Source organism: uncultured Aquimonas sp. (assembly GCF_937888285.1).
Lineage (GTDB): Bacteria > Pseudomonadota > Gammaproteobacteria > Xanthomonadales > Xanthomonadaceae > Aquimonas.
Map to the genome: position 1 here is coordinate 118,816 of NZ_CALART010000110.1, position 25,005 is coordinate 143,820.

The 25,005-nt window shown below is 65.5% G+C and carries 27 protein-coding genes; 4 read left to right on the forward strand and 23 right to left on the reverse strand.

The window, feature by feature from the left end:
• Nucleotide 1: 1 nt before the first annotated feature.
• The 23 genes from Q0654_RS20495 to Q0654_RS20605 form a co-directional block, all read right to left on the reverse strand.
• Nucleotides 2-2,908 carry a conjugal transfer protein TraG N-terminal domain-containing protein gene (locus Q0654_RS20495; RefSeq protein WP_298856884.1) on the reverse strand — a complete coding sequence of 969 codons (2,907 nt, stop codon included), beginning with the start codon at nt 2,906-2,908 and terminating at the stop codon, nt 2-4.
• 29 nt (nt 2,909-2,937) lie between these two features.
• Nucleotides 2,938-4,371, reverse strand: coding sequence for a conjugal transfer protein TraH (locus Q0654_RS20500; protein WP_298856885.1), 1,434 nt, complete (start codon nt 4,369-4,371; stop codon nt 2,938-2,940).
• 11 nt (nt 4,372-4,382) lie between these two features.
• On the reverse strand, nt 4,383-5,246 hold the full coding sequence (traF, locus tag Q0654_RS20505) for a conjugal transfer protein TraF (RefSeq protein ID WP_298856886.1): 864 nt from the start codon (nt 5,244-5,246) through the stop codon (nt 4,383-4,385).
• Between the two features lie 9 nt (nt 5,247-5,255).
• The gene (locus Q0654_RS20510) at nt 5,256-5,630 is read right to left on the reverse strand and encodes a hypothetical protein (RefSeq protein ID WP_298856887.1); all 375 of its coding nucleotides are present in this window, start codon (nt 5,628-5,630) and stop codon (nt 5,256-5,258) included.
• On the reverse strand, nt 5,627-7,939 hold the full coding sequence (gene traN / locus Q0654_RS20515) for a type-F conjugative transfer system mating-pair stabilization protein TraN (RefSeq protein ID WP_298856915.1): 2,313 nt from the start codon (nt 7,937-7,939) through the stop codon (nt 5,627-5,629). The genes Q0654_RS20510 and traN overlap by 4 nt, the downstream gene beginning before the upstream one ends.
• Nucleotides 7,940-7,965: 26 nt before the next feature.
• Nucleotides 7,966-8,592 carry a type-F conjugative transfer system pilin assembly protein TrbC gene (trbC, locus tag Q0654_RS20520; protein WP_298856888.1) on the reverse strand — a complete coding sequence of 209 codons (627 nt, stop codon included), beginning with the start codon at nt 8,590-8,592 and terminating at the stop codon, nt 7,966-7,968.
• A gap of 151 nt (nt 8,593-8,743) precedes the next feature.
• Nucleotides 8,744-9,757: a conjugal transfer pilus assembly protein TraU gene (gene traU, locus Q0654_RS20525; RefSeq protein ID WP_298856889.1), complete on the reverse strand. Its 1,014-nt coding sequence runs from the start codon at nt 9,755-9,757 to the stop codon at nt 8,744-8,746.
• Nucleotides 9,754-10,392 carry a type-F conjugative transfer system protein TraW gene (gene traW, locus Q0654_RS20530; protein WP_298856890.1) on the reverse strand — a complete coding sequence of 213 codons (639 nt, stop codon included), beginning with the start codon at nt 10,390-10,392 and terminating at the stop codon, nt 9,754-9,756. The genes traU and traW overlap by 4 nt, the downstream gene beginning before the upstream one ends.
• A gap of 1 nt (nt 10,393) precedes the next feature.
• Complete coding sequence (locus Q0654_RS20535; protein ID WP_298856891.1) at nt 10,394-10,744, reverse strand: hypothetical protein; 351 nt, start codon at nt 10,742-10,744, stop codon at nt 10,394-10,396.
• Between the two features lie 10 nt (nt 10,745-10,754).
• Nucleotides 10,755-11,339, reverse strand: coding sequence for a conjugative transfer signal peptidase TraF (gene traF / locus Q0654_RS20540; RefSeq protein WP_298856892.1), 585 nt, complete (start codon nt 11,337-11,339; stop codon nt 10,755-10,757).
• Nucleotides 11,336-11,704, reverse strand: coding sequence for a hypothetical protein (locus Q0654_RS20545; RefSeq protein WP_298856893.1), 369 nt, complete (start codon nt 11,702-11,704; stop codon nt 11,336-11,338). The genes traF (Q0654_RS20540) and Q0654_RS20545 overlap by 4 nt, the downstream gene beginning before the upstream one ends.
• On the reverse strand, nt 11,701-14,307 hold the full coding sequence (gene traC, locus Q0654_RS20550; RefSeq protein ID WP_298856894.1) for a type IV secretion system protein TraC: 2,607 nt from the start codon (nt 14,305-14,307) through the stop codon (nt 11,701-11,703). Before traC ends, Q0654_RS20545 begins: the two co-directional genes overlap by 4 nt.
• A gap of 21 nt (nt 14,308-14,328) precedes the next feature.
• Nucleotides 14,329-15,009, reverse strand: coding sequence for a type IV conjugative transfer system lipoprotein TraV (gene traV, locus Q0654_RS20555; protein WP_298856895.1), 681 nt, complete (start codon nt 15,007-15,009; stop codon nt 14,329-14,331).
• On the reverse strand, nt 15,006-15,839 hold the full coding sequence (locus Q0654_RS20560) for a DsbC family protein (protein WP_298856896.1): 834 nt from the start codon (nt 15,837-15,839) through the stop codon (nt 15,006-15,008). Before Q0654_RS20560 ends, traV begins: the two co-directional genes overlap by 4 nt.
• Complete coding sequence (locus Q0654_RS20565; RefSeq protein ID WP_298856897.1) at nt 15,829-17,205, reverse strand: TrbI/VirB10 family protein; 1,377 nt, start codon at nt 17,203-17,205, stop codon at nt 15,829-15,831. Before Q0654_RS20565 ends, Q0654_RS20560 begins: the two co-directional genes overlap by 11 nt.
• A gap of 2 nt (nt 17,206-17,207) precedes the next feature.
• Entirely contained in the window at nt 17,208-18,029 is an 822-nt protein-coding gene (locus Q0654_RS20570; protein WP_298856898.1) for a type-F conjugative transfer system secretin TraK, read from the reverse strand.
• Entirely contained in the window at nt 17,962-18,585 is a 624-nt protein-coding gene (traE, locus tag Q0654_RS20575) for a type IV conjugative transfer system protein TraE (protein WP_298856899.1), read from the reverse strand. Before traE ends, Q0654_RS20570 begins: the two co-directional genes overlap by 68 nt.
• 18 nt (nt 18,586-18,603) lie before the next feature.
• Entirely contained in the window at nt 18,604-18,903 is a 300-nt protein-coding gene (traL, locus tag Q0654_RS20580) for a type IV conjugative transfer system protein TraL (protein ID WP_298856901.1), read from the reverse strand.
• Nucleotides 18,904-18,940: 37 nt separating this feature from the next.
• Complete coding sequence (locus Q0654_RS20585; protein ID WP_298856902.1) at nt 18,941-19,309, reverse strand: hypothetical protein; 369 nt, start codon at nt 19,307-19,309, stop codon at nt 18,941-18,943.
• Nucleotides 19,310-19,334: 25 nt separating this feature from the next.
• Entirely contained in the window at nt 19,335-19,607 is a 273-nt protein-coding gene (locus Q0654_RS20590; protein ID WP_298856904.1) for a hypothetical protein, read from the reverse strand.
• A gap of 59 nt (nt 19,608-19,666) precedes the next feature.
• Complete coding sequence (locus Q0654_RS20595; RefSeq protein WP_298856906.1) at nt 19,667-20,386, reverse strand: OmpA family protein; 720 nt, start codon at nt 20,384-20,386, stop codon at nt 19,667-19,669.
• On the reverse strand, nt 20,383-20,934 hold the full coding sequence (locus Q0654_RS20600; protein ID WP_298856907.1) for a lytic transglycosylase domain-containing protein: 552 nt from the start codon (nt 20,932-20,934) through the stop codon (nt 20,383-20,385). Before Q0654_RS20600 ends, Q0654_RS20595 begins: the two co-directional genes overlap by 4 nt.
• A 13-nt stretch (nt 20,935-20,947) precedes the next feature.
• Nucleotides 20,948-21,442 (reverse strand): hypothetical protein, encoded by a 495-nt coding sequence (locus Q0654_RS20605; RefSeq protein WP_298856908.1) that lies wholly within the window; start codon nt 21,440-21,442, stop codon nt 20,948-20,950.
• A 626-nt stretch (nt 21,443-22,068) separates the two neighbouring features.
• On the opposite strand from Q0654_RS20605, the gene Q0654_RS20610 reads away from it, so the two are divergent.
• The 4 genes from Q0654_RS20610 to Q0654_RS20625 are packed head-to-tail and all read left to right on the forward strand — an operon-like array spanning nt 22,069 to nt 24,901.
• On the forward strand, nt 22,069-22,365 hold the full coding sequence (locus Q0654_RS20610) for a type II toxin-antitoxin system RelE/ParE family toxin (protein WP_298856909.1): 297 nt from the start codon (nt 22,069-22,071) through the stop codon (nt 22,363-22,365).
• A gap of 14 nt (nt 22,366-22,379) precedes the next feature.
• Nucleotides 22,380-23,498, forward strand: coding sequence for a HigA family addiction module antitoxin (locus tag Q0654_RS20615; RefSeq protein ID WP_298856910.1), 1,119 nt, complete (start codon nt 22,380-22,382; stop codon nt 23,496-23,498).
• A 25-nt stretch (nt 23,499-23,523) separates the two neighbouring features.
• The gene (locus Q0654_RS20620; RefSeq protein ID WP_298856911.1) at nt 23,524-24,009 is read left to right on the forward strand and encodes a hypothetical protein; all 486 of its coding nucleotides are present in this window, start codon (nt 23,524-23,526) and stop codon (nt 24,007-24,009) included.
• Between the two features lie 25 nt (nt 24,010-24,034).
• Nucleotides 24,035-24,901, forward strand: a complete 867-nt coding sequence (locus Q0654_RS20625; protein ID WP_298856912.1) for a hypothetical protein — start codon at nt 24,035-24,037, stop codon at nt 24,899-24,901.
• The last annotated feature ends 104 nt before the right edge of the window (nt 24,902-25,005 follow it).

Genomic DNA, 25,005 nt, shown 5'->3' on the forward strand with positions numbered 1-25,005 from the left:
CCTAGTTGGGACGCCGTTTGCCACCTTTGGGAAGCATCGTCGGAACTTCAGCCGTCGCGGCGATGTCTTGAGCGCGCTGAGATTTGGCGATGCGCTCCTTGGCCGCTTGGGCGGCAGCGCTGGCCTGGCCAGGACCGTCCCTCATGACTTCGCGCGCCTGTTCAGCGATGTTTGCTACGTCGTCGCGAAGTTGGCGAGCATTGCTCATGGCCTGCGAGCGCCGTGATCCGATAGTGCCATCTGGATTTCGAGTTATCTCATTGCGCTGGTCGAAAGTTTCGGCAGCAGATTGCCTTTGCCAAGCTTCTGCAGCGTGTGCCGTTACATCGCGCCGAATGCCGCTCAGAGCTGTTGGCAATTCGGGTGGGCCGAGAGTCTCGCCACTCATCCTCGGGGACACAGCGCGGTCGTTCGATCGATCAGCAGAGTCAACCCTTGATGCAGCGAAGGCGGGATCCTGCAGATCGGCTTCTCTGGCCCTCTGAACATCTTCAAAGGTGGCTGGGAGCGCAGTGGAACCCATTTGGTTTCTCGTTGGCGGCAAGGCGCGCGTGGCAAGTTCGCTGGCCATGGCCGCCTGCAGCGCAAGACTGTCGGATCCGTACTCTGCTGCCAAGCGTTGGTAGCGGCGCATGAAATCGGAGTTCGCTGGCAGCTGAGCCAAGTCGATGGACAGAGCCTCCCCTGACTCATATGCAGTAGACAACCGTTTCGCCACGGCCTGTCTCTCGGCAAACACCGACTGTGCTGAGTCAACCCGGGTGGTGGCTGTGGAGAGGCGAGACGCGAGTTCCCGTCCTTCGCGACTCTCAGCACCGAGAGCACTTGCGAACGTTTGATCTCGAGTCGCACGATCCGCGAAGGATCGAAACTGCCTTAGCTGATCGTTTGTGAGTTCAGATGCAACCTTCTGTTGTTGCTCGGTCAAATTGGAGCTGTAGGACTTTCCGGCGTTGCCTGAGGCATTGGCCCTGATCGGGCTGATGCCAGGAGTGCCGATCCCTCCTGAAAGCTGGAATGCGATCTGCGAGACCTGCGAGGAGCTGAGACCGGTGCTCTTGGCAACTTGTTCGGAGATGGTGCGCAGGCTGTCGGCCGACTTTCCAAGCTCTTCGACACTGGAAATTGATTGTCCACTTGTTCGATTCGAGGACTGATAGCGCGATGTCGTGCGCGACATGGCTTCAACCAAGGTTGATGACAGTTCACTGCTGGCCGACACCACATCAGAGCGTGCCGACTCGGCGGCACGGGAAGCCTCCGAGACAGCACTCTGACTGACACGGGATGACACGACTCGAGACACGGCGCCCTCATTGCGCAGGTACGAGACTGCCTGCTGACCAGAGCCGGTTGTGGTCAACCAGTTCCCGTCCATGTCCTGTTGCCGTGAAACCCAGGGGTTCGAAGTCGAAGGACTCACGACCCGTTGATCCATGGACACATTGCCCATGCTCGCGTTACCTGCGGCGGCGGCGGCGGACGCATTCCCGCTGAGGGATGCAGATTGCAGGCCCTGCAGACCACCCATGATCGCGCTGCCGAAGTTGACGAGCCTGCTTGCCAGAGAGTAGGCCAGCATCGGAATGCCGATGATGAGGTACGAAACCACAGCCTGCGATGACACGGCGTTCGAGTAGATCGGCGAGGAGGTCTGAAGGGCGAGTGCCTTGACCCCGCCACCGACTTCGGCAGCCGCGGCCTGGTCGAGCTGGGCATAGATGGACGCCATGTAGTTGAGGATGGCGAACAGGGGCGGCCAGAGCTGGATCGAGATCAGTGCTGATGCATACCCGGCCAGCATGAGCAGGGTGTTGCGACCCGAGGAGAGGAAGAGGAGCAACACGATCAGGGGGAACACCGCGTAGCACATCGCCTCGGCCACGTTGCGAACGACCGGAAGGGCCTGCTCGGCAATCTTGGCGCCATTGATCCATGCGGCGTTCTGTGAAGCCACCGCCGCTGCACGCCCGGTGGCCAGCATCATGCAGGACGGATCGTTGATCTTCTGGCAGCCCATCTCCCCGGCATCGTTGATCGCATTGATCATGGCGTTCTGGCGGATCAGGTCCGAAGCCGTTGCCGCGGCTGCTGCTATCTGGCCACGGATGTAGGCCTGCGGGATCTGGTTGACCACGGCGGCCTGGGCGGCCACAGCAGCCAGGCTCGGGTTCAGGCGCAAGCCCAACTTGCCTGTCAGGTCGGTGATCTGCGCTGGCAGGCGCGCGCCGATCGACGCGTAGACCTGGTCGCAGGTGTTCGTGGTGACGCCCGCCGCTGTCGTGATGATGCTGAAGCGTGCCGGGTTCGTGGCGGCCATCGTCGCCCAGAGATCTGCAGACGACGAGAAGGCCGCCGGTGAGATGGTGCCATCGGCGATGTCGAACGTGGTGCAGTTGCTGACGAAGTTGACGAGGTCCGTCCGGACAGCCGGGTCCGGGATCGAGGCCCGGCGTGTCTCCTGGATCAGGCGGCTGCCGAACATCAGGCCGTTCTGCTGGTAGGAGAGCTCGGCTGGCAAGGCTGCTGGCCCCGGCAGCGTCTGGAAGGCTGTCTCGAACAACTCGGTGATCGAGTTCCCGATCGAACTCGTGAGGCCGCCGAGTGCAGCCATGCCGAAGGGGACGTTCGCGACCACGCGCACCGGTGTGCCCCCTGTCTTGTCGACGACCCCGACGGTGACGCGTGGAACGAACAGGACGCCGTAGACGAGCACGACAGAGATGATCCACTTCCAGCCCTGGAGCTTCTCCGGCGAGAACATGTAGGCGATCAGTGCCGCGACGAAGCCGCAGAAGGCGACCGCCGCAATGGCGCTGAGGTACGTTCCCGATGCAACGATGGCCGCGATGGCATTGAAGATGCCGGCGAGGCTCTCGGTGTTGTGATAGGCGTAGATCTCCCACATTGCAGCAATCCCCGACGGTGCCGTGGCGCCTATTGAATGCCGCGGTGCGAGTGGCCCAGCATGTCGAGCACGTGCGTCGACATGTTGGATCGCAGGTTGCGCTCGAGCCGTTCAAGATCGGTGGCGACGGTCGACACGGAAACCACCTTCTTGTACATGTTCGACTGCTCCAGCTGCAGCCTGCCCAGGAACTTGTGCACATCCTCGCGCTGACGATTCGCGGCTTTCTGTTGCTCAAGATTGAGCAGGTGCTGCTTCATCAGCGCCGACAGTGCGACGTTCGCGAACTGGTTGAGAAACGTGAAGGCGTAGTCGGCGGCGATGACCTCGCGGTAGTTGCCGATCATCATTTCCGACAGACCGGACCCGGGAATGGTGTTGCCGATGGACAGCATCCTCCAGACCGGGATGCTGGTGCTGTTCACGAACCCGACCGCGACCGAGTTGTTCGGGATGGCTGCGCGCGTGAGGATGCTGTCCGAGATGCTGCGCATCACGTTCTCGACCTTCTTCGTCAACGGCTCGTGGGCATTGGCGTTCGTGCGCGAGACGACGTCGCAGTCGGCGTAGTTGTTGCAGCGGAGCAGCTGCACGTTGACGTTGCCACCGGCAGCGTCCGACTGGCCATAGAGCAGTTGGGCCACCGTGGTGATGCTCGGACCGATGTAGTCGGGATCGCGGTTCGAGTCCTGTGGGTAGAAAATCAGGGCACCGACGACGCTCATGACCATCTCCCTTGCGGCGTCATCGAGCGTGTCGATGTTCTTGAGCGCCTTCCAGGTGAAGTTGCCCACGAACGGGGCCTGGGCCCTGATCTTCGGATCGGCGCTGGTGCGGGCCGAGGCCAGGATGCCGGGGCTGTCCGATGCACAGCGCCGCATGGCGGCGTCGATGTCCGCTTCGAGTCCCATCTGCATGGCGAGCTTGGCGCAGGATCGCTGCGAGTCGTATCCCATCGCTTCGGCGGCCGAGGACACGAGTGCGGTAGCGGTCTCGCACGAGTTCACCCGGGCGTTGTTGATCCAGGTCTCCAGCCCCTTCGCCCACTTGGTCAGCCCGCCCAGCAACGGCGACACCGACTCCAGTGCCAGCTGAAACGCGATGCCTGGCAGCGCCGCGGTGATGTTGCGCAGCATGTTGCGGAACTCCGCGGCCGAGATGTGGGAAAAGGAGCCGCCGAAGAGGTCGATGCCGCCACAGCCGCCCTTGGCCGAGGGGAACTGGATGGCGGCGAGCTGGTAGGTCTTGTTCGGGGAGCGCAGGTAGAGATTGCCCCCCGTGAAGGTGTTGAAAGTCTGGCCCTTGAAGGCACCTGGTGCCGTGTAGTTGCCCACCGCTCCGAGGTTGTTGAACATGTTCGTGACTTCCGTGTTGAGGTCACCGGCGTGGGCGGTCGGCTGGAGCACGAGCAAAGACAGTGCGCAGAGGGCGGCGACGGGTTTGCGGAGGAGGCTGGCTTGCATGAAAGGGCTCCCTACTTCAAGGACACCTGGCGCGTGACCGATGGCACCAGCGCATCGGCGCCCGGCGCCGTCACCGTGGCGATGCGTTCGATCAGCTGTGACTCGGACAGCACGCCGAAGCCGATCGGGGTGATCTTCCCGGTGAAAGGCTCCGCCAGAAACACCGCCGGCACCTGCGTCACTTGCAGCGTGCGCGAGATGCCGTTGTCGCGGCGGTACTGCGGGAAGTTCGGCAGGCCGCCGCCGTCAACGCTGATCGGCACGATCTGGATGCCGTGGCGGGCCTGGAAGGCCTCGAGCGTCGGGGCGAACGCGTGGCAGTACGGGCAGTCCGAGCGGAAAAAGAAAAACAGGACATGCGTCCGGGCGAGGGCTGCCAGGGACTGGTTGCGGGTCTGGGCCTGCTCGCGGTCGAAGACCTCGATCCCGCGCGCATTGACAGGGCGGCCCTGTAGCGTCATGTCGAGGTCCGGCGTCGACCATGCCACCCGCTGCGCGACCTCGGAGAAGTAGGACGCCTGGCGCACCACGCTCGCCTCGAGTTCCATGTAGCGGCGGACGTTGGCCTCGGTGGGGCGGATGATGGCGATGTTCCGGTAGTCCTCCAGGCGCTTCTGCAGGCGTGCGAATTCGACGAGCTCGGGCGGGCGGCTCTCCGCGGTGGCCTCCTTCGCCCGAGGTCGGGGCTTCTGGGGCGGGATCACCTCGGGTTCCGGGTCCTCGTAGAAGTGCCAGCCGCGCCGGTAGTCGCCCCAGAAGATCGACCCGGCAGGCGCCGCGCTGGCGGACGGGGCCGCCGTATCGGGGCCTTGCTGCTGCGACAGCGCCGGATGCGCGACGAGAACGATGGCAAGGCCGATGAGCACGGTACGCATGGGTGCACCTCAGGAAAGCGACTTCGGGGGCGTGCCGTCGCGGCAGTAGTTCAGGCCGATGTCGACGGTCTTGCGCTCGGGGCCGGATGCACCCGGCAGGTTGACGCCGTCCTGCGAGAAGGTCAGCTTCAGACGGCTGCATCCCGGCTGGCGGTAACGGCGCTCGGTGGTCACGTCGATGAGGATCGGCCCAGCTGCCTTGAAGCGGTCGGTGATGAGACTGGCCATCTGGCCGGTCAGTACGCCTTGCGCCTGCCCTGTGGGCGAATCGATGGCGGAGATGAGCAGGACGCGAACGTCATCGACGGGCACGCGGGTTGAACCGCTCTGCGCGCCTGCGACCAGGGGCGAGACGATGGCCACGAGGGCGAGAATGGACTTCACTGACACCTCCCTTGGCCGTAATAGCAGGCCGGAACGCGGGACGCGCTGTTGGTCTGCAGGGTGGCCACGTTCGGACTGGTCGGCACCAGCGAGGCATAGAACTCGGTGAAGTCCATCGCCGCGAAGTCGAGCGACTGGAGTTGCGCGACGGTGAACCCGCTGCAGTCCGGACTCTCTGATCCGCCCCAGCCCTTGCCGACCTGGATACGCCCCTGCTCGTTGACGATGCGCGCCAGCATCGAGTTGAAGCAGCACTTGGAGGTCGTGCGTTCGACGCAGGACACGCAGATGCCCAGCACGCGCAGGCACGACGAGCAGTAGGTGCCGACGCTGTGGCACAGGCTCGCGCCTTCCTTGAGCGCCAGGCGGCCCTCCTCCTCGTTGCACGCCATCATCGACAGGATGACGTAGATGATCACGGCGATCACCAAGGACCAGGGGTCGAACGCGACCACGACGCCTTCGCCCGCTACCGCGGAAGAGGAATAGAGGACTGTGGACCCCGCCGGGAGCGCCGCGCCGTTGACAGCGATCGTGAACCCGTAGGTGCTGAAGGTGCCGCTGAAGCCGGCGCTCGTCAGCAGGGCACTCATGCCCTGCATGACGAACTCCCTGTTCTCGGAGTTCATCAGGATGTCGTAGACCAGGCGCGTGCCGCTGCCGAAGACGCTCTGGTTCGTCATGCCGCGGCCGGCGCCGTCGGAGTAGCAGCAGTTCTTCAGCAGCTTGTCGCGGCAGCGGTTGGCCTCGCCCTTGAAGACCTGCATCAGGTTGGTGTCGAGGTACACGCCGGCCTCGCGGCTGGCCTCCAGCATCGACATCGACCGGGCGAAGTCCGCGTCGTTGGTGTAGCTGGTGTTGAAGCAGCTCGCGCCCAGGCAGAACACGTTGCTGGGGCAGTTCGAGGCGGTCGTGACGGTCTGGGCTGCCGACGGGCAGCTGTAGCTGTTCTGCCGGACCTCGCAGACGCCCGTCACGGGGTGGGTCCGTGTGCAGGTGCTGGCGCCCGGCGTGCAACCCTGCGCCACCAGCGGCGCACACTCGTCGAGTGGTGCTGCGCCGGTGCAGGTCAAGGTTCTTTCGTAGGACCAGCAGTCCCGCGTCACTTCGCGACCGTCGATGATCTTGGTGCCGGGTCCGTCGATGCACCGGTCAGCCGTCGTCACGGTGCAGCGGCCGCCGGGTTGAAGTGCCGCGCTCTTGTCGACCCAGACGTCGGTCTCGATCTGGTTCATCGTCGGGCGCTGGAAGGCCAGCGGGATGGTCCAGCCGGATGCACCTGTCAGCGTCGCGCCGCCGGTGGAGGCCGCGCATTGCATGCCCGTGTCGGAGAAGACCGGGGTCGATCCTGCGGTGCAGCCCGAGTCGGGGTCCGGAGCGGAGACCGTGAAGCACTGGTCGGCGGGACCGGGCGACAGGTTCTCGCCATCCCAGTAGGCGTTGAGGGTGTTGCCACTCACGCTGCCGGCAGGGCAGGCGTATATCGGGGTGCCGAACTGGAACTGGTAGTTGCAGTTGCCCGCCGTGCAGCCCGATCCTGCGGCCAGCACGACCTTGAACGGACTCCAGCAGTAGCCGGCCCAGTGGGGGGAGAGGTCCGTGACGAAACGAGGGCTTGTGATCGGATCGGTCGGCAGGTCCACCTCCTGCCACCCGATGCATGCGCCGCGTCCACCGGCCGCATATAGCCGGAAACGCTGCTGGTTGTCGGCGCGGATACGGCACTGGGCGTCGGCAACCATGTAGTCGGCGCCATTGCGGTGGGCTTCGCCATGAGCGAACCAGTCGCCAGCGGTGCAGCTCGGAACGAGTTCGACCTCGACGCTCAGATCACGCCGAGTCGTGAAGTTGCCGATGCCGCTGTAGATCTGGCAGAGCTTCGTGGTCGTGCCGGCAGGCGTGGCGACTTCGCTGGTGGTGCAACCGCTGTAGTACGCGGCCAGGCTGCCAAGATCGATCGAAGGATTGCGTGCGATGCGACTCGCGGCGGCCACGGCCGGGTCGTTCGCACCGATGGCTGGACGGGGCGTGTTGGCCGAGTTGACCGCGGTGCGCAGCGCCTGGCAGGTCGGGTCGTTCGGTGTCAGTACACACGCGGCGAGCTTGGCATTGGCGTCGGCGCCCAGGCTCGGCCTGCCGGCGTAGGCGGTCTCCGGAGGCGCATTCGTGTAGCCGGGCACGACCGCGGTGGCGCTGGGTGCGTTGACCAGTCCCCGGATCACTGCGTTGGCGGCCGTGCCGGCGGCCACTCCCTGTTCATGCGACTGGGCGAAAACCTCGATCCGCGCGAGCAAGAACGAGGAGATCATCAGCCACACGACGAAGCGTCTGAACTTCATGGCTGCCCCTTCTTCAGCGCCGCAAGCACGACCCCGGCATCCCGGCTGAACGACGGCGCCGTACGCCTGAAGTACTCGAGTGCGTAGTCGATGCTGACGTCGCCGGCGGCCGCCACGAAGCTCGATGCCGGGAAGCACGTACCGGCGGCGCACGGCGCTGCGACGGCTCCCGCCTTCAGGAGCACGAAGGTCGGTGTGGCGGAGATCGAGAACCTGTCGAAGGCCTGCGGATCGATCTGGAAGCCGACCTTGCGCTGCCCGATCAGGGCTTGTGCGCGCAGGACGGTCTTCTGCAGCGAGCCATCCACAAGCCCGCGAAGAACCAGCGTCGCCCGTGCGCGGGCGGCCTGGTCGACGAGCCGGGCCAGGGTCGCGTCGGGCATGGAGAAGCTGACGAACACCAGCAGAGCCGGCGCCTCGTTGATGGTGGCCGCGCCGGGCGCCGGCTGGCCCATCGCCTCGTAGCCCTTCGCGATCGCGCCGAGATCGATCCGCCGCTGGGTCAGCGGCTGGGGCAGGGCATCGAGCCTCGGGGCCGCCGGCACTGGCACGCGGGCCAGTTCTGCGACGGTGGGCATGCGGTTCTTCTTCGCTGCCCGCTCGATGTCCTGGTCGGTGATCACCGGCTGCGACTTCGCCGCTCGCGCGACATCGGCCTCGGAGACGATCGGCTTCGGAGCTTGCGCAGGCTGTGCGCTCGACGAGATCGGCAGGATCGCGCACAGGCCTGCCATGCAGGTGCTGCGCGCGCGCTGGGGCCAGGACGCGGTGCGGTCAGTAGCCCACACAGCAGTTCCTCTTTCGGAAGAGCATGAAGGCGAAGTCCTCGCCGCGGACCGGGAACTCCTTGCCGGCGCCCCACAGCACGGTGGTTCGGCCGAAGGGCTGGCAGCACTTGCCGTCGATCTTGTCGGTGGTGGGCGTCGGGTAAGTCAGCTGGGTCTTGTAGGCCGTCTTGTCCATGATCGGTTCGAGGTACGGCCCGCAGAGCCCCGGCGTGCCGTGCCATCCCCAGGCCAGCAGCTCGCGGTGCATCTTTGCTGTGAGGCGTTGACTGAGCAGGGCGGCTGAACGCACGCCGCCCACGTGGTACGGGACCTGGCCGTCCATCGGGTAGATGGCGCCCTGGCAGCCAGCACACCAGAAGAGGGTGTTGAGGCCGAAGCCCACGGTCGCGGCCACGCAGTCGGCAGCACAGGCTGCGATCGCCACCGGGTTCGCGAACAGGACGGCGTCCGGGTTCAGCAGCAACGTCAGTTCATCGTCGTTCCACAGCGGATCCACCTCGGTCAGATACGCGAGGTCGAAGCTGCCGCGTTCCAGACAGGGGAAGTCGGTCACGACCTCGAGCCAGTACAGGACCGGGTTCACGTAGAAGTGGGCCTGGTAGAAGCTGCCACCGTCGCCATCGCCCTCGGGGCGAGTGAAACGTGCAGCTTCCGGTGCGGCAATGCCGGGGTCGAGGTTCAGGCCGCCGAGAGATGGCAGGCAGAAGGGCTTGCGCACGACCTCGACGTGGCGGGCGGGCTCCCAGAAGCCCACCGACAGGCCGATGGTCGGGTTGACGCCGCAACTGCAGACCGGCGTACCCGGGTTCCCGTTGTCCTCCTGGCCACCGAAGTTGCCGATGGTGGCGCCTCCGATCGACAGAGGCAGGATGCAGGACCAGCAGATATCGGTGATCGGATTCGGAAAGCGCCCCGTGCATGTGGCGATCGACGCAGCCGGAGCGCAGAACGATGCCAGGCAGAGCAGGGCACAGAGCAGGGGTCTGAGAGCGGTCTTCATCGCACGGTCACCTCGTCGATGCGCAGCCTGGAACCCTCCTGCGAGACGATGGCCGGGACGCCCGTGATGCCCAGCTTGCGGACGAGCGTTCCCTCCTGGTCGTAGTACACAGGCGTGTTCCAGGCCTTCATGAGGTCGATGTAGCTGCCACCGACCAGGATCGGCTTGACGCGGCCCTGGTAGCGCGCGATCAGCTCCCGCGCCTTCGCGATCTGGCGTGCGTCACGGGCGTCGAAGAACAGCAGGTGCTTGGACAGGGACACCACGTCGAGCGGGTTCTTGCGCAGGCCGGCCGGAAACAGCACGGCGCCGGTCTCGTCGACGACGTTTCGATCGAGCGTGAAGCTCGGATCGAAGTAGTAGGTGCGCGGCACCTCGCTGAGGCGCAGGCCCGGCACGGGCTTGGGGTTCAGCACGGACTCGCTGGCCCGCGCCCGGGCCAGTTGCTCGAACTTCGCGAGTTCTCCGCTGCGCTCCTTCTCACGCAGCCGAGTCATGATGTGGTCGAGAAGGTTCTGCTCGGCGATGGGGTAGGTCGGGCCGATCCTGCCGAGGTTCTCGGCCTGGCCCAGACCGCACGCGACCAGGGCCCAGCCGATGGCCACAGCCCTGACCGATACGGTGCGCCAGCGCATCTCAGCCCCTGGGGCAGGCGATCGTGGCGCCGAAGCGCTGCACGGCCGCCGTGTCTTTCTGATGGGTGGCTCGCACCATCGCCATCAGGGTGGGATCGCCGCTGCCTTCGGCAAAGGCGCGGCGCAGTTCGACGGTCTGCAGGGCACGGCCGCAGCGTTTGCGGAATGCCGCCATGTAAGCCTCTGCACCGTCGCGCGCTGCAGGGGCGACCTGGGACAGCAGGGACAGGTAGGACTCGATCGGCAGGTCGCCTTCGATCGCCGCGGTGTCGCCCTGGGCATGCGCGGGTGCCGGGGTCGTCAGGATCGACAGCATGGCAAACAGCAAGGCGGCGCGTGTCAGAAGGCTCACGACGTTCTCCTCAGAGCAGCGGCCGCACTCGCGCCACGACGTCAGCCGTGCTGACCAAGCCACTGCTGCGGTAGCGCGAATCGAAGCTGTCGGCGCTGGTGCCCTGCACGTAGACATGGCCAGGCGGGATGACAGTGGGCGCAATCGGGTCCAGCGGCCGGCGGTCGAAGGTGTGGGTCTTGGCCCGGCCCACTTGCAGGCCGTTGATGAACACGTCGCGACCGTCGACGGTGACCACATCGCCAGCGACGCCGACGATCCGCTTGAAGAAGGGCTGTCGCTTCAGGCCCGGGTAGTCGCGCTCCGCGGCTTCGCCATCGAAGGCGTAGACGATGAGGTCGCCGCGCGCCAGCGGCATGGGCCCGTGATCGACCACGACGATCCGGTAGGGGAGGCTGGCCGTCCAGTTGAAGAGGACGGGAAGGATCGGCGTGTGGTGGATGAAGACGCGGGTCAGCGCCAGTGCCCAGATAGCACCGAAGGCGACGAACACCAGCCGGTGCCGCCTGGCGTCGGCGATCACTGTTCGGGCACCGGCGCCCAGCCAGGCCAGAAATCTGCCGTGGCGCAGACCGGGGCGTGTGGTGGCGTTCATCGAGCATCCACCTTGGTCTTCAGCACTGGCGTCAGATCGAGCGTGCGTGCAGTAGGCCCGGCCACTGCGCTCTTCAGCACCACGAGGCAGCGACAGTCCGCGGGCAATTCCTCGAGTGCCCGGGGCAGCCGCCGCGCGAAGCTGGTCGCCAGGTCCATGGCCTGCTGCCGGTCCGCATCCGAGTTGCCGCGCGTCATCAGAGCGGCGAACTCGGCTTCCTTGAGCCGGTAGATCTCGGCGACATCGACCACCCCGATGACCTGCGCAGGCCGCACCACGAGGCGGTCGTAGGCCAGCAGGCCGCAGGCCGTGACGAGCACGGAGACGCACACCGTCATGGCGCCACCGAGCAGTGTCTGCTTCATACGCTGTGCCCCCGGCGGCGAAGCAGTTCGGTGATGGCGTCGTCGATCGAGAGGCCAGCGCTGCGCAGTTCGTCCAGCGGCGCGTTGTCCTCCAGCTTGTTGCTGAACAGCAGATGGCTGAACGGGTCGAGGATGTTGCGTGCGACGCCCTCGCCGACCGGGGACGACACGTAGCACTCCGAGAAGACGCCGGGTTCGGTGCGCAGGGACTGCAGCAGTCGCTTCTTCGACTCGTCCATCGTGATGCGGCCGCGCCGGCCGAGTAGTTCGATCGACTCGGCCTTCTGGCGCAGCAGGAAGACCCAGTCCGAGCAGTTCAGCGCCGCCTCCATCTGGGCCGAGCCGTAGAAGTCGTCGGCGCTCTGGGTCGCGGTGCCGAGCGCGCCGCCGTACTTGCGTGCCCGGCGCGCGGCTTCCTCGACGACGGCGGCCTTCACCGGGTCGTCCGAGCCGATGTCACCGAGTTGCTGCTTCAGCTCGTCGATGAACAGCACCTTCTTGCGGTCGCGGGACAGGTACATCTGCCCCGTGATCTGGTACATCAACAGGATGTTGACGACGGCGTGCAGTTCCGGCTTGCGCTTGAGCTCCTCGTTCTCGATGACCATGAAGTCGTTCGAGAAGTCGATGTTGTTGCGGCCTTCGAAGAAGCGGGCGTACTCGCCGTCGCGGGTGTACGGGTTCAGCATGACGGCCAGGTCCTTGACGCGCTGATCGCCGTTCAGGCCGAGCTCGGGCATGCTGCCGGTCTTGAAGGCGTCACGCAGGCCGGTGATCGTCAGATCGCGCCCGTATTCCTTGTAGAGCTTGAGCGCCATCGCCCCCAGGGCCTTGAGCTGCACTTCCTCGAGCGTCCGGCCCATGGAGCACATCTTGGCCAGCGCCGGCTTGAGCATGTCGATGTCTTCGTTGATGCCCCCTTCCACCGTGCCATCGGCCGCGACACACTCGTCCGTGACGACGCTGAACGGATTGAGGTTGATCTTCGAGTCGGACCGGAATTCGATGTAGGTGCCGCCCGCCTTCTTGCAGAGCTTCTCGAAGGAGCGGCCGAGGTCCAGCATCCACACCCGGGCACCGATCGAGCGGTAGGACCAGGCCATCTCGTTCATCAGGACCGACTTGCCGGAGCCTGGCGCGCCGATGACGGCGAAGTTGTAGTTGCCCAGGTCGTTGTCGTAGACGTCCAGCGTCATCAGCTGGCCCCGGCGTCCGCCGAACAGCATCGTGGGCGTGCGCGTGCCGCGCCATTCGGCGATGAGCGGCGCCAGATGGATGGCGTTGCCCATGGTCTTGCGCGTGACACGGCGCATCTTGCGGAGATCACCGTGGAAGCGGGGCGACATCGTCATCGGCAGGCTCGCGATCAGGGCCTGCCGGTGCATGTACACATCGGCGTTCAGCTCGAAACCCCGTGCGCGCCAGATTGCCTTGGCAGTCTCCTGGGCCTGAACCGCCCTGTCGGGCTGCGTGAACAGGGCGAGCTGGTGATACAGGCTCACGATGGCGCCGCCGGCATCGATCACGTCGGCGGCGGCAGTCCAGTCGCGGGCCTTCTTGCCCACATCGGGCATGACCACCGCCATCTTGCTGCCCGCGTTCTGCGTGGCCCGCACGTGGTTGGCGGTGACCGTGGTCCGGGTCGCGTTCGGGTCCAGGACGTGCACGCCCATGGTCAGCAGGAACGGGGCGTTGTACTGGAGCGCCGGTTGCATCAGGTCGCCAATGAGCGACCCCATCTGCCAGAGGCCGAAGCGTTCGGGGAACGACTTGATCGAGAAGAAGCGCACATCCAGTCCGGCGTCGCCACCTTCCTTCCACAGGTGCAGGCCGTTGGCCCTCGCATCCTGGATCGTGTCGTGATCGACGATCTGGTCGCGGATCTCGCGGCCGTCGTCGTAGTGGAGATCGGGTGCGTGGGTGTTCGTGATCCGGTCGGGGTTCAGGAACAGGGAGCACCAGTTGATGAGGTCGGCGGCGTCGCAGACGCGGTTCGGCAGCGAGGCCGACCGCAGGGTCGTCGACATGCCGTCACGCAGCGAGACGATCTCCTCGCGGCGTGCGACGTTGGACGGGTCGCCCTGCAGGGTGACGCTCATCATCAGCCGGAAGTCCCGCATCGTGTAGTGGAAGCCCTGCGTCAGGGAGTCCTGGGCGCCTGCGGTCAGGTGGTCGAAGCGCCGGCGGGCCAGGACCCGGAACAGGTTGTCGTTGCGGGCGGGCCGGCCCCAGCGCTGTGCCTTGCTCAACTGGTCGGCGTCTTCCATGCGCAGGTTCGCGTAGCGCCGCAACTGGGGGCGGATGTGCGGTGATGCGAACAGGTGGAACTGGATGCCGGTGGCGGCCGGGCAGTTGGCATACAGCGAGATCAGGACCTCGACCATACGGTCGTCGGCCCCCGACTGCGGCATGATCTCCAGCAGGAAGCCGATGCCGTCGCGATTGACGAAGAGCTGTTCTTCGTCGAGGTACGCGACGTAGGGCAGCCAACTGGCAAACTGGTCTGCCGGAGACTCGTCCTTGCCGCCCAGGCCGAAGAGGCCCGTGAAGCCTTCGGTGGCACCTTCCTCGCCGAACAGGCTTGTGCGCAGTGTGGCCAGCATGTGTGCTCCCGATGTCGATGCTCAGTTGCCCGGAGGGGTGGCGGGCCGCGCCTGGAGTGCACGCAGAGCCTGGGCGACCGCCGATCCGTCCTCGGGCGCGGCCTGGCCTTGTTGCAGCTGCTGCAAATGGGGCCGTGTGTCGGAGTCCCGGGCGTCAAGTGACGGACCCTTGCCGGCCGAGGTCGGAAGTCGGGTCGGCCGGATCGGCGCATAGGCATCGCGCGCCTGGCGCTGCACGTGATCGACCAGCCACCGTCCGTTATCGATCTGGACGTACACCAGGCTCTCGCCATTGAGGTCGCGGTCGGCGTCCTCCCAGGGCTTGATCCAGAGCCGCAGTACGCGCGGACCTGCCCGCAGCGGCGTGGCCAGGTAGGTGGACCCCTCGGCAGCGGCGCCGGCGCCGATCGCGGTTGGGATCGATGCCGGGCCAGAGCGGGCAGTGCTCCGGACTGCAGGAGCGCCCTGTGGTTCCGGCAGGCCCGACGGGCTTCTTGCGCCCGTCGGTTTGCGCTGCGCGGGCAGGTTGTTCTGGAGGGCGTTGTAGTAGTTGCCCGAGACCGAGTCGCACTTGACGCCTTCGGGCGCCTTGCAGGCGTACTGCGATGAACCATCCAGGCCGGTGATGCTGGAACAGCCGGCAAGCAGCGCGGCGCAGAGCGTAGTGACGCAGACAGCGGACGGGTCGGTGCGGAGCTTCATGGCGATTTCTCCTGGACTTGCGCGGTCCCGGCCGACGCCTGCGCCCCGCTTCGTCCCGCGGCAGTGGCGAGTCGGCGTTCCACTTCCTGCGCATCCACATAGCCGTCGGTGCGCAGACCGTCGGCATAGAGCAGCGTCGGTGTGCCGTTGACCCTCAGCTGCCGGGCGAGTTGGAGATTGCGGTCCAGCGGCGTCGTGCAGTCGGCTTGGGTACCCAGTGCAGTTGCGTCGCCGCGCAGCATCAGGTCGTGCCAGGCTTTCGTCCGGTCCGCCGAACACCACACGGCCTGCGGCAGCGCGCGACCCTGGAACGGGACGAGGAAGGTGTAGACCGTCACGTCCTGCAGCCTCTCCAGCTCCGGCTCGAGGCGCTTGCAGAAGCCGCATGCCGGGTCGCTGAAGACATAAAGGCTGCGGCTGCCCGTGCCGCGCACCGTCTTGATCGCATCCGCGATCGGCAGCCTGTCCACTGCAACCGACTGCGCGCCGGCGGCAACTTCCGTGTCGGCACGCATGCGCTCGGCGAGCGCGAGCTTGGGGCCGGTCAGGTCGGTCATGGTGACGGTGTCCATGACGCGCCCGAAGATGAAGTAGCGCGGGCTGCGCGCGGAAACGTAGGCGACGTTCGGCCCCATCCACACCTCGTAGAGGCCGGGAACCGCACTCTGCTGCACGGAGGTGAACCTCGTGCCGGGATTCGCCTTCTGCAGCGTGGCGAGGAAGCGCGCCTCCTGCGCGTTCGGTGCGGCCTGGACCGTTGCCGACAGGAAGGTGAGCGCGGCAGTCGTGATCGCTGCGCCGGACAGGCGCATGAGGGCTTCAGTCTTCATCATCGTTGACCTTCATGTAGCGCTCGGCCGGGTCGGCTCGCCGCGGATAGGACGTAGGAGAGGCCTTGGCGGTATCGACACCCTCGATGCGCACGCCCTTCGTGATGACGACGTCGATCTCGCGTCCGGCATCGACCTCGATGACCGGGAAGGTCTGCTCGGCCAACTTGATGTAGTACTGCGCCAGGCGATCGAGTGCCTTGCCGACACCGCTGCCCAGGCCGGCCCGGAGCGCGTCGCTGCCACCGGTCGTCGCGACCTGACCCAGCGCCGAGGTGCTGTAGGTGGTGTTCGCAGTCGAGATGCCCTGTCCGATGCCGCTGACCACGCCGGCCATCAGGGCGTTGGCCAGCATCTGGCCCTGCTTGGTGACGAGGCGGCCTCGCATGCCGACCTTGCCGTCCTCACCGTACACGCTGCCCTGGATCCGCACCTCCAGCGCCGTGCCGTCGGCGCGCACGCAGGAGAGCGACTCGGTGCGCAGGTAGGCGCGCTCCGAGCTGATGTCGCCGTAGCCGGCTGCGATGACGAAGCATTCACGGTACTCGGCCCGGAAACGGTTGGGCAGCACCGAGTTGTCCGACAGACGGATCAGGATGGGGTGCGGGTTGGTCTGCGACTGGCCGCCAGTGGGCGCATCGAGGCCGCCGAGCAGGACCCCGCGCGTGAAGCTCACGGGGAGGTACGTGTCGATGGTCTGAGGGGCCGCCTTGCCCGATCCTTCAGGGGCGGCATCGCTTGCCTTTGGCTGGGCGATCGCTACCCGGACCAGCGTCGGCTGTGGCGGCGCAGCGGATGCGTCGATTCCGAAGGGCGGCACCTGGGATGGCGTGCCCGGCGGCATGCCAGCTCGTGACGTCGACAGCGGTGGCGGCGGCGGAGGTGGCAGCGCGGACCGAGCGAGTGCTGCATCCGGCGGGAGGCGGTTCGCCGCGGCAGGGGCAGCAGCATTCGGCGCCGAGGCGGCCGGGGCCGGTTCACCCGGAGAGGCCTTCAGGCGGGCTTCGAGATCGGCAAAACGCCGCATCAGGTTGTCCTCGGCCTCCTTGCGTTCTCGGTTGATGCGTCGCTGGTCGTCGCGCTCGCTCTCGTACTGCGCGAGCTTCTTGCCGGCCTGGCCGACCCAGGCCTCTACCTCGCGCACCTGCGCGCCAGGCGCCATCAGGTCCACGTTGGTCGGCTTCAGATCGCCGGCGCCCGCCACGGCCGCGCTGCGTTGCGGCGAGTCGCCAGAACCCATCGCGAACACGGTCCACAGCACGCCGACGGCCACGGCCGAGATGGCGCCGATGGTCGCCCACTGACGCGCGCGCGGGGACATCCGCTCGATGAGCGTGGACGCGCGGTCCCTGATGCTCGGGCCCATGGTCAGCCACCCTGACGGATCACGAAGACCGTCGTGCTGTCACCCGGGCGCAGGTTGTGGTTCTCGATCGCGACCGCCAGCACGCCGCCTGTCTCACGGTCGAACTCCTGCTCGGCCAGCACCATGTTCTGGTTGCTGATGTTGGTGAGGAGGTAGCGCTCGCCGACGAGGCCGCGACCCTCGTAGACGCGGGTCATCGCGAAGCGGGCTTCGACCCACAGCTGGATCGGCCGGTTGACTTCCTCCACGCGGACGTCGGTCGGCACACTGTCGGAAGCCATCGCCACCAGCATCGCCTTGAGCGAGCGGATGTGGATGGATTGACGAGAAGCTGGCAAGGACGCTCCCTGGTCGGCCCGTGCCTGCCGCGGCGTCCTGTCGCGGATGACGATCGTGTCGGCGGGCGTGTCCGACCGGCGCAGCAGCAAGGTGTAGGTCGCGTGCTGCGAGGAGATGAACAGGTTGACCGGCTTGCCCAGGCCGCCGACGGGTCGGACATAGATCTCGCCCTTGTCCGCATCGCACTCCAGCACGATCTCGCCGGCCGGATTGGTCTGAGGCAGTACGGGTGTGCTGCCGGTGCCCGGCTGCGTCGAGACCGCTGCGCCGCAGTTGCTCGAGTAGATGTTGCCGAACACGTTCGTGATCGACGCACCATCGATGCGGATGCGGGTCGGCTCCTTGATCGCCAGCACGGCTTCGACCGTCACCCCGTCGGTGGCCTCGACCACCTGCAGGGCGTCGGCGATCCGCGGCTCAGCGAACCACAGGACGGGGATCAGGAGCGCCGAGGCGAGTCTGATGGGCCTGGCTGGCTTGACCATAGGGCACCTCCTTGAAGGTCCTGACATGCACACGGCCGCCCGTGTACTCGAACTGGGTCTGGTAGGCCCGCGTCTCGGGCTCGCCGACATCGCTGCCGTTGATCTGCCGGCGCAGGCGGCCGATCACGAGGACCGACTGATCCTTGTCATTGGCGGTGAGCTGCTGGATGAGGAACGAGGTCGATGCGTTGTTGCTGCGCAGCCGATCGGCCTCCAGATCCATCTGTGTCTTCATCGCCGCGTGCCGGTCCGGCGCGACGTAGTTGAGAAGCACGTTGCGCTTCCAGTCGATGGTCGACGGCGACACGTCGAGGACCAGCCAGGTCATGAACCCGGCCATCTGTTCCAGGTACTCGGTGCTCGCCTTGTCCCGCGTCACCCAGAAGGTCTTGTCGATGCTGGGCGGCACGATGATGGTTCGCTCGCTGCCGACCATGCCGGCGATGACGCCCAGCGACAGCAACTGGCACAGCGAGAGCAGGGCGACGATGGCGCCCAGCGTTCGGTTCGCCTTGCGCTGCACGCGCAGGTCGTTCTGGTGACGTTCGAAGTCCATGGTCCGTGTTCCGCAGGTTCAGCCGACCATGCGGCGCAGGTGCGAGGGCGGCGTGGCCCTCAGGCCCGTCAGCGGATTGGTCGGCAGGGCCCAGTACGCCCAGTGCATCGCGAACGCCGGGTGCTTGTCCGCCTTGGTGCGCGAGACCCAGCGGCTGAGGAACAGGCCGACGCTTGCGCAGAGCGCGAAGCCGACCTTGCTGCTGGACAGGTAGCCCACGAAGAGCGCAAAGACGAAGGGGAATGCGACGTCGGCGTCCCAGAAGCCCAGCTTCCACTGGTCATCGAGTCGGCGCGGAATGTAGGTGTCCGATTGCATCGCACCCCCCCGATTGCACAGTGATGGACAGCGGCGCTCAGATGACCGCGCCCAGGATGGCGCCGGCGATCGTCAGGCCCACGGCGCCGAAGATGGCCATGCCAAGGTAGAACAGCACTGGCCCGAAGTTGCGCAGGGCGGCGAGGCTGATGAAGGCCACGACGAATCCCACGAAGCCGACCAGGGCCTTGACCCCGGGAGCCAAGGCGGCGAGTTGCCCGAGGGCGGCGGCCAGCGGCCCGCCGATACCGACGAAGGCCACGAGGTCCAGTGCGTGGCTGGGGAAGGCGGCCATCAGCCCCAGCGTCAGGAACGCCAGCAGGCTGGCGACGGTCAGGTGCTTGCGCGAGCGCACGGGCGCGGGCGCGGGCGCGGGCACAGTGAGGGTAGGGAAGTCTGCGGTCATAGCTGGCTCCATCGAGGTTGAGGGTTCAGGGCTTGGTGCGCGGGGGCTGCAGGCCCGACAACGCGCGCTGCACGATGGCCTCGGGTCCGACGTCCAGGGCCATCTGGAGGCACGCGTCCGCCAGGTAGCTCAGGTCGATCACGGGGTCGGTCGTGGATTTCTGGATGGCCCGGAGGCGGGCGAAGGATTCGGACCGGACGATGGTTGCTTTCCATCCGGGACGGATCCTTCGCTTGGAGTCCGGGGATGCCGAGGTGTGCTGCGTCGCGCCGCGCGTGAGCGCGTCGGCGAAGAGCACCTCTGGAGGGACCGGGGCGGGTCTGAGGGGCCTGAGGGGTTTGAGAACAGGGCGATCCATCAGCCGCCTCGCTGGGAGAAGAACGCGATCTCGACGCGCCGGTTCTTCGATCGGCCGTCTTCCGTCTCGTTGGGCGCCACGAAGCAGCAGCGGCCCCTGGCGTCGATGGAGATCACGGCGGCTAGGTCGGGGGCCTGGTCGCGCAGGTAGTTGCGGACGGAAAGGGCTCGCGCCAGGGCGAGCGACTCGTTGACTTCGTCGTTGCCCACGTCATCCGTCCGGCCCGAGATGACGATGCGTTCTGACTGGCGCGCGTGGCGGATCGATGCGGACAAGGCAGTCCGGGCCGGCGCTGTCAGTTGGGCAGATGCAAACGGGAAGACGACGACGATGTTGAAGACCGCCTTGTCGACAGGGTGCACCGCAGCCGAAGGCGCAGGCGATGGCACGGGCGCCATCTCGGTCGGCAAATCGGACTCGCGCGCTCCATCCGGTGTCGAGGTAACGCGATGAGCGACAGCCTGCATCGGAGCAGCGCCTGCCATGGCCAATGTCTTCGGCGTGACCGTAGGACAGGCAGGTTCGACGCAGACGCCGAACGCGGCCTGGGTGCCGAATGAGAACTGCACCAGGCGCTGCACGCCGGGCACCTGAGTCTCGGACCTTGGCGCCGACGTGGCCGCACCGTCGGGATGGCGAGTAGCGCAGGACGTGTTGGCAAGCAGCAGGCTGCCTGCAAACGTCGTGGACACAGCCAGGTCCGCAAGGCGGCTCATCATCGCGCGACCCTCGTGGACAGGATGAACGGCGCGGGTGCTGGTGACGCAGGGGGAGTTCGACTTGCAGGTGCGGCCTGCTGTGACCGGGACTTGTCCTGTTCACCGGGCAAGCGCCTGTAGACGCGCCATGCGTAGCGCGAGCGCGCCGCCGCACAGTCATCACCCTTGAGTTGCGTACAGGACGCGTTGTAGGCGCCCACGGCATCCCAAGAGACACCGCGCCTGGCGAACGAGTCGGCGAGCAGCCAGGCACCGACCTTGATGTTCGTGCAGGGCTCGAGGAGATCGCTCTCCGAGATGCCGAGGCTGGCCAGCTTCGGCAGGTGGCTGCTGTTGATCTGCATCAGCCCGATGTCGTAGGTCCCTGTCCGGGCGCGGTGCGTGAGGTTCATGGCACCCGGCTGCAGGTCGGATTCGGCCCGAGCGACGGCGTAGAGCAGGTGGGACGAGACACCATAGAGCCGCTCGGCGTCGGACCAGCATGCGATGCAGATCGACGGCGCCGCCATGCCTGCCGCAACGGCGCACTGCACGAGACGACTCGACATGGAAGGCATCACGTCAGCACTCCAGGCCGCGCGAGCGCGATGCGCGGTCCCGCAGGTTGAGGCGAGCCTGGCCGAGGACCAGCGCGTCACCATCGGGAAGTGACATGGCCACTGCGACGCATGCCGTCGTGATCTGGTCGAGCTCGAACATCGGGTTCGGGAACCGGTTCCAGGGCGCGCGATGCGCCGCCATGACGAGCTCGAACTGCACCGCCCAGATGTCGCAGCTGCGGCGTTCGGTTCTCGGGTTGCGCAGCGTCAGTTGGGTCACCAAGTACTCGACGATGCGGCGCTGGCTTGGCATGTCGCGGAAGGCCAGCGAGACGCAGGCACCCAGGAGGTCGGGGAAGCGGAACTTCGGCGACGTGTTGTCCGGGGACTTGAAAAGGCTGTGCAGCCAGCCGTGCTCCTCGATCCAGATGCCTGTCTGCACGGTCGGGGGGCGCACGTCGCGGTCGATCGGAGCTGGCATCGACATTTCTCGCGGTAGGGAGAGTGCGAATTGCATCGGTGGGCCTTCTCGAAGTACGACCTTGGGTGGCGTTTTCGAGAGCAAAGGGTAGGGTCACCGAATCGGCATGTCTCCCGGAAAGTCCGGCAAGAAAGGGATCAGAACCGAGGGCTCGGTGTGGCTGTAACGGGGAGCCCAAGGTTCCCAGGCTTGCGATCGGGTAAGGGCAGCAGTGGCATTGCTGTCCGAAGATCGAGGCATACATCGTCAGCAAGCTGTGCAACCGCAGGTGTGCTCTGATCGAAGGTCGCATGCAGAAGATTGGTGGGACTGCTAAGCCAGGCCTGTTGCCGGGTGGACTGGTCTAGTTGCACCACGTGCACCTGCCGCTCGCCTGCACCCCCGAACGGCGATAAGGGGTCTTCGCCGCTTGCGACGCAAGCGGTCATCCACAGCGTGCTAAGTAGCGGGGCAGGTACCTGCGCAGTGACGGGCCTTTAGGACTTGTTGCCTCAAAGCAGTCATGGAATCGGTGCCCGTCGGCTTCGACTCCATACGCACGCAGGTTCGCAGGCCTGGCGGCGAGCACCGCTGCACGCCCCGGCGCTTCCTAAAACGTCCGTCTTTACACTACGTGTAATGATGGACTTGCATCTACGCGAGATTCGCCCTAGACTCGGCGCATGGAAGTTGAGTTCGACGATCACGATCTTGACCGCCTGGAGACCGATGCCCAGTACACGGCTGGGCACTCACAGGAGGTCGTGCGTGCCTATCGAAAACGGATGCAGCAGATTCGTGCCTTCAGGGATGAGCGCGACTTTCTGGCTGTGAGATCGCTGAACTTTGAAAAGCTCAAGGGAAACAGAGAAGGACAACATTCAATACGTCTGAATTTGCAGTGGCGGTTAGTTTTGGAAATTCGGGGCAACCACCCCTGCAAAGTCATCGGAATTGTTGAAATTGTCGACTATCACTAAAAACTGGAGAAACCATGAACGCACGCGTGCCCGCTGAAGTATTCCCGCCGGGAGAGTTCCTGCGGGAGGAGCTGGAAGCGCGGGAGTGGAGCCAGCAAGAGTTGGCAGATATTCTTGACCGACCGCCGCGCTTAATTAGCGAGATCATCGCTGGGAAACGCGCCATCACGCCCGAAACCGCCAAGGGTTTGGCCGATGCCTTTGGCATGTCGCCCGACTATTGGATGAATCTGGAAAGTCAATATCAGCTCTCCAAGGTCAAACTCCCCAACGACAACGTCGCGCGCAAGGCTCGGCTGTATGACAAGTTCCCCGTGCGGGAAATGCTCCGCCGCGGTTGGGTCCGTGCCAGCGAAAACGTCGATGTGCTGGAGCAGCGCTTTTGCGCATTCTTCTCCATCCCGGACATGTCGGCGGAGCCTGAGCTCTGCCACAGCGCGAAGAAGACCCGCGCGCACTTGGACGCCAACCCGATGCAGTTGGCTTGGCTGTTCCGTGTGAAGGCTATGGCGAGCCAACAGGTGGCGCCCGCCTACTCGCGCGCCAAGCTGCTGGCGGGGGTGGATAAGCTCAAGGCGTTCACCCTCTCGCCGGAGGAGGTGCGACATGTGCCTCGTATCCTGGCTGAGGCCGGTGTTCGGCTCGTACTGGTGGAGCCCATGGCCGGCTCCAAGATGGACGGTGCCTGCTTCTGGCTCGAGGGCGACAAGCCGGTCATCGGCATGACGCTGCGCTTCGACCGCATCGACAACTTCTGGTTCGTCCTGCGGCACGAGATCGAACACGTGCTGCGCGAGGACGGGAAGGCCAACAGCCAAGCCGTCATCGACACCGACGTGGGCGAAGACAAGGCGGAGCTGCCAGAGTGCGAACGACAGGCCAACGCGGCGGGGGCGGAGTTCTGCGTCTCGTCGGCCGAACTCGAGAACTTCATCGCGCGTGTGCAGCCATACTTTTCCGAGGAGAAGGTGCTTCGCTTCGCACAGCGAATCAACGTCCATCCGGGATTGGTGGTCGGGCAGCTCCAGCGCAAGCTGGGCCGCCATGACTTCTTGCGCAAGCACCAGGTCAAGGTGCGAGCGCTGGTGCTGCCGTCGGCTGACGCTGATGGCTGGGGCTCGTTCTCCGAGTAATCACAACAACGCGCTGGGAACTGCTATGTCGGCTTATGCGAATCAGGTGAAGTCCTACGTCGAGCGCTATCAGGCGGAGGTCGGAGGCGACGGCTTTCTCGATCCACATGCGGTGGCTGAGTGGGCGTACCGCAACGGGCTTCACAAGCCCAGCGTCCGTACCGTCGTCGATGCCATCGCGGCAGATATCGCCCAGCAGTTCCGTGAGGAATACCGAACTGACGCCAAGGGCCAGCGATATCGCGCCATGCACGCTGTGCGTTCCAAGAACGGCGACAAGACGATGTCGCTTTGGGCGGACATGGACGACGCGCGAGCGCCTCGAGACCACTTCGTGCGGTCTTTCGCGCAGCGGCGTCAGCAAATCGTCGGCGACTGTTATCAGCTCAAAACCGACGTGGACGTCTACAACGCGAAGGACTCTGCGCAGAAGCCCATCCAGGTGCCGCTCGATTTCACGTATGACGTGGAGGAACTGCAGTTGCCCTTCCAGGGCAAGAAGGCGGCCTAAGGCGGCCCATTTCCGGAACTTCACTATGCAGACCGCTCTAGCGCTGGCTGAGAATCTCAAACTGCGGCTGGCTAACGACTTCCAGCGCAAGCTCTTGGCCGCAACGATGCAGAGCGTGCAGGAGGCGTCCAACCCGCTGCGGTTGAACAACTTCTCTGCATCCTTTCGGGAACTGTTTCGCCACGTCTTGGTCGAGTTGGCTCCGGACCACCAGGTGACGGCGACTTCGTGGTTCGAGCCCGACGAGAAGAACGGCGGACGTGTGACGCGCGCGCAGAAGGTCAGCTATGTGGTCCATGGTGGCCTCGACCCGACGTATGTCGAGGACGAACTGGGCATCGATGTCACGGCAGAGCGCATAGCGCTGCTCAAGACCCTCGACCGACTCAACAAGTTCACGCATGTGAACGAGGACTCTTTCGATTCGAGCCAGGAGGACGTCGAGCGGCACGCGTCGGCGGCCTGCGAGGCGCTTCAGTCCTTCCTCGACTGTGCAGGCGAGGCCCGCAAGCTCCTGTGCGGCAGGGTCGAGGAGCGAGTCCATGATGACGTGGTCGGTGAGGCCATCGGCGACACCATCCTCTCCCTCGACGAAATCGCGACGCATCATTGCATCGACGACGTCGACGTTCATCAGATTGAGGTGACGTCGATGGACCACGCGGAGATTCAGTTCACTGCGTATGGCTCTGTAGGCGTCCAGCTTCAATGGGGCTCGAACAGCGACGTGCGCAGAGGTGACGGTGCGGTCATCCAGGACTCATACCCACTCACCTGCAGGTTCATCAGCCAGGTCGACAACCCTGAAGAACTTGAGATGGTCCAGGACTCACTGTGCGTCGACACGAGTTCCTGGTGGGATGACTACTACGACGAGGGAGAGCCATCGTGAGCGTCGCCACGGCCATTCAGGGCCGCAACCTGTTGTCCTTCATTTACGACGGGCGGCCTCAAATCTGAAGTGCAACACCTCACCCGGCGTAAGGTGCTGCGATG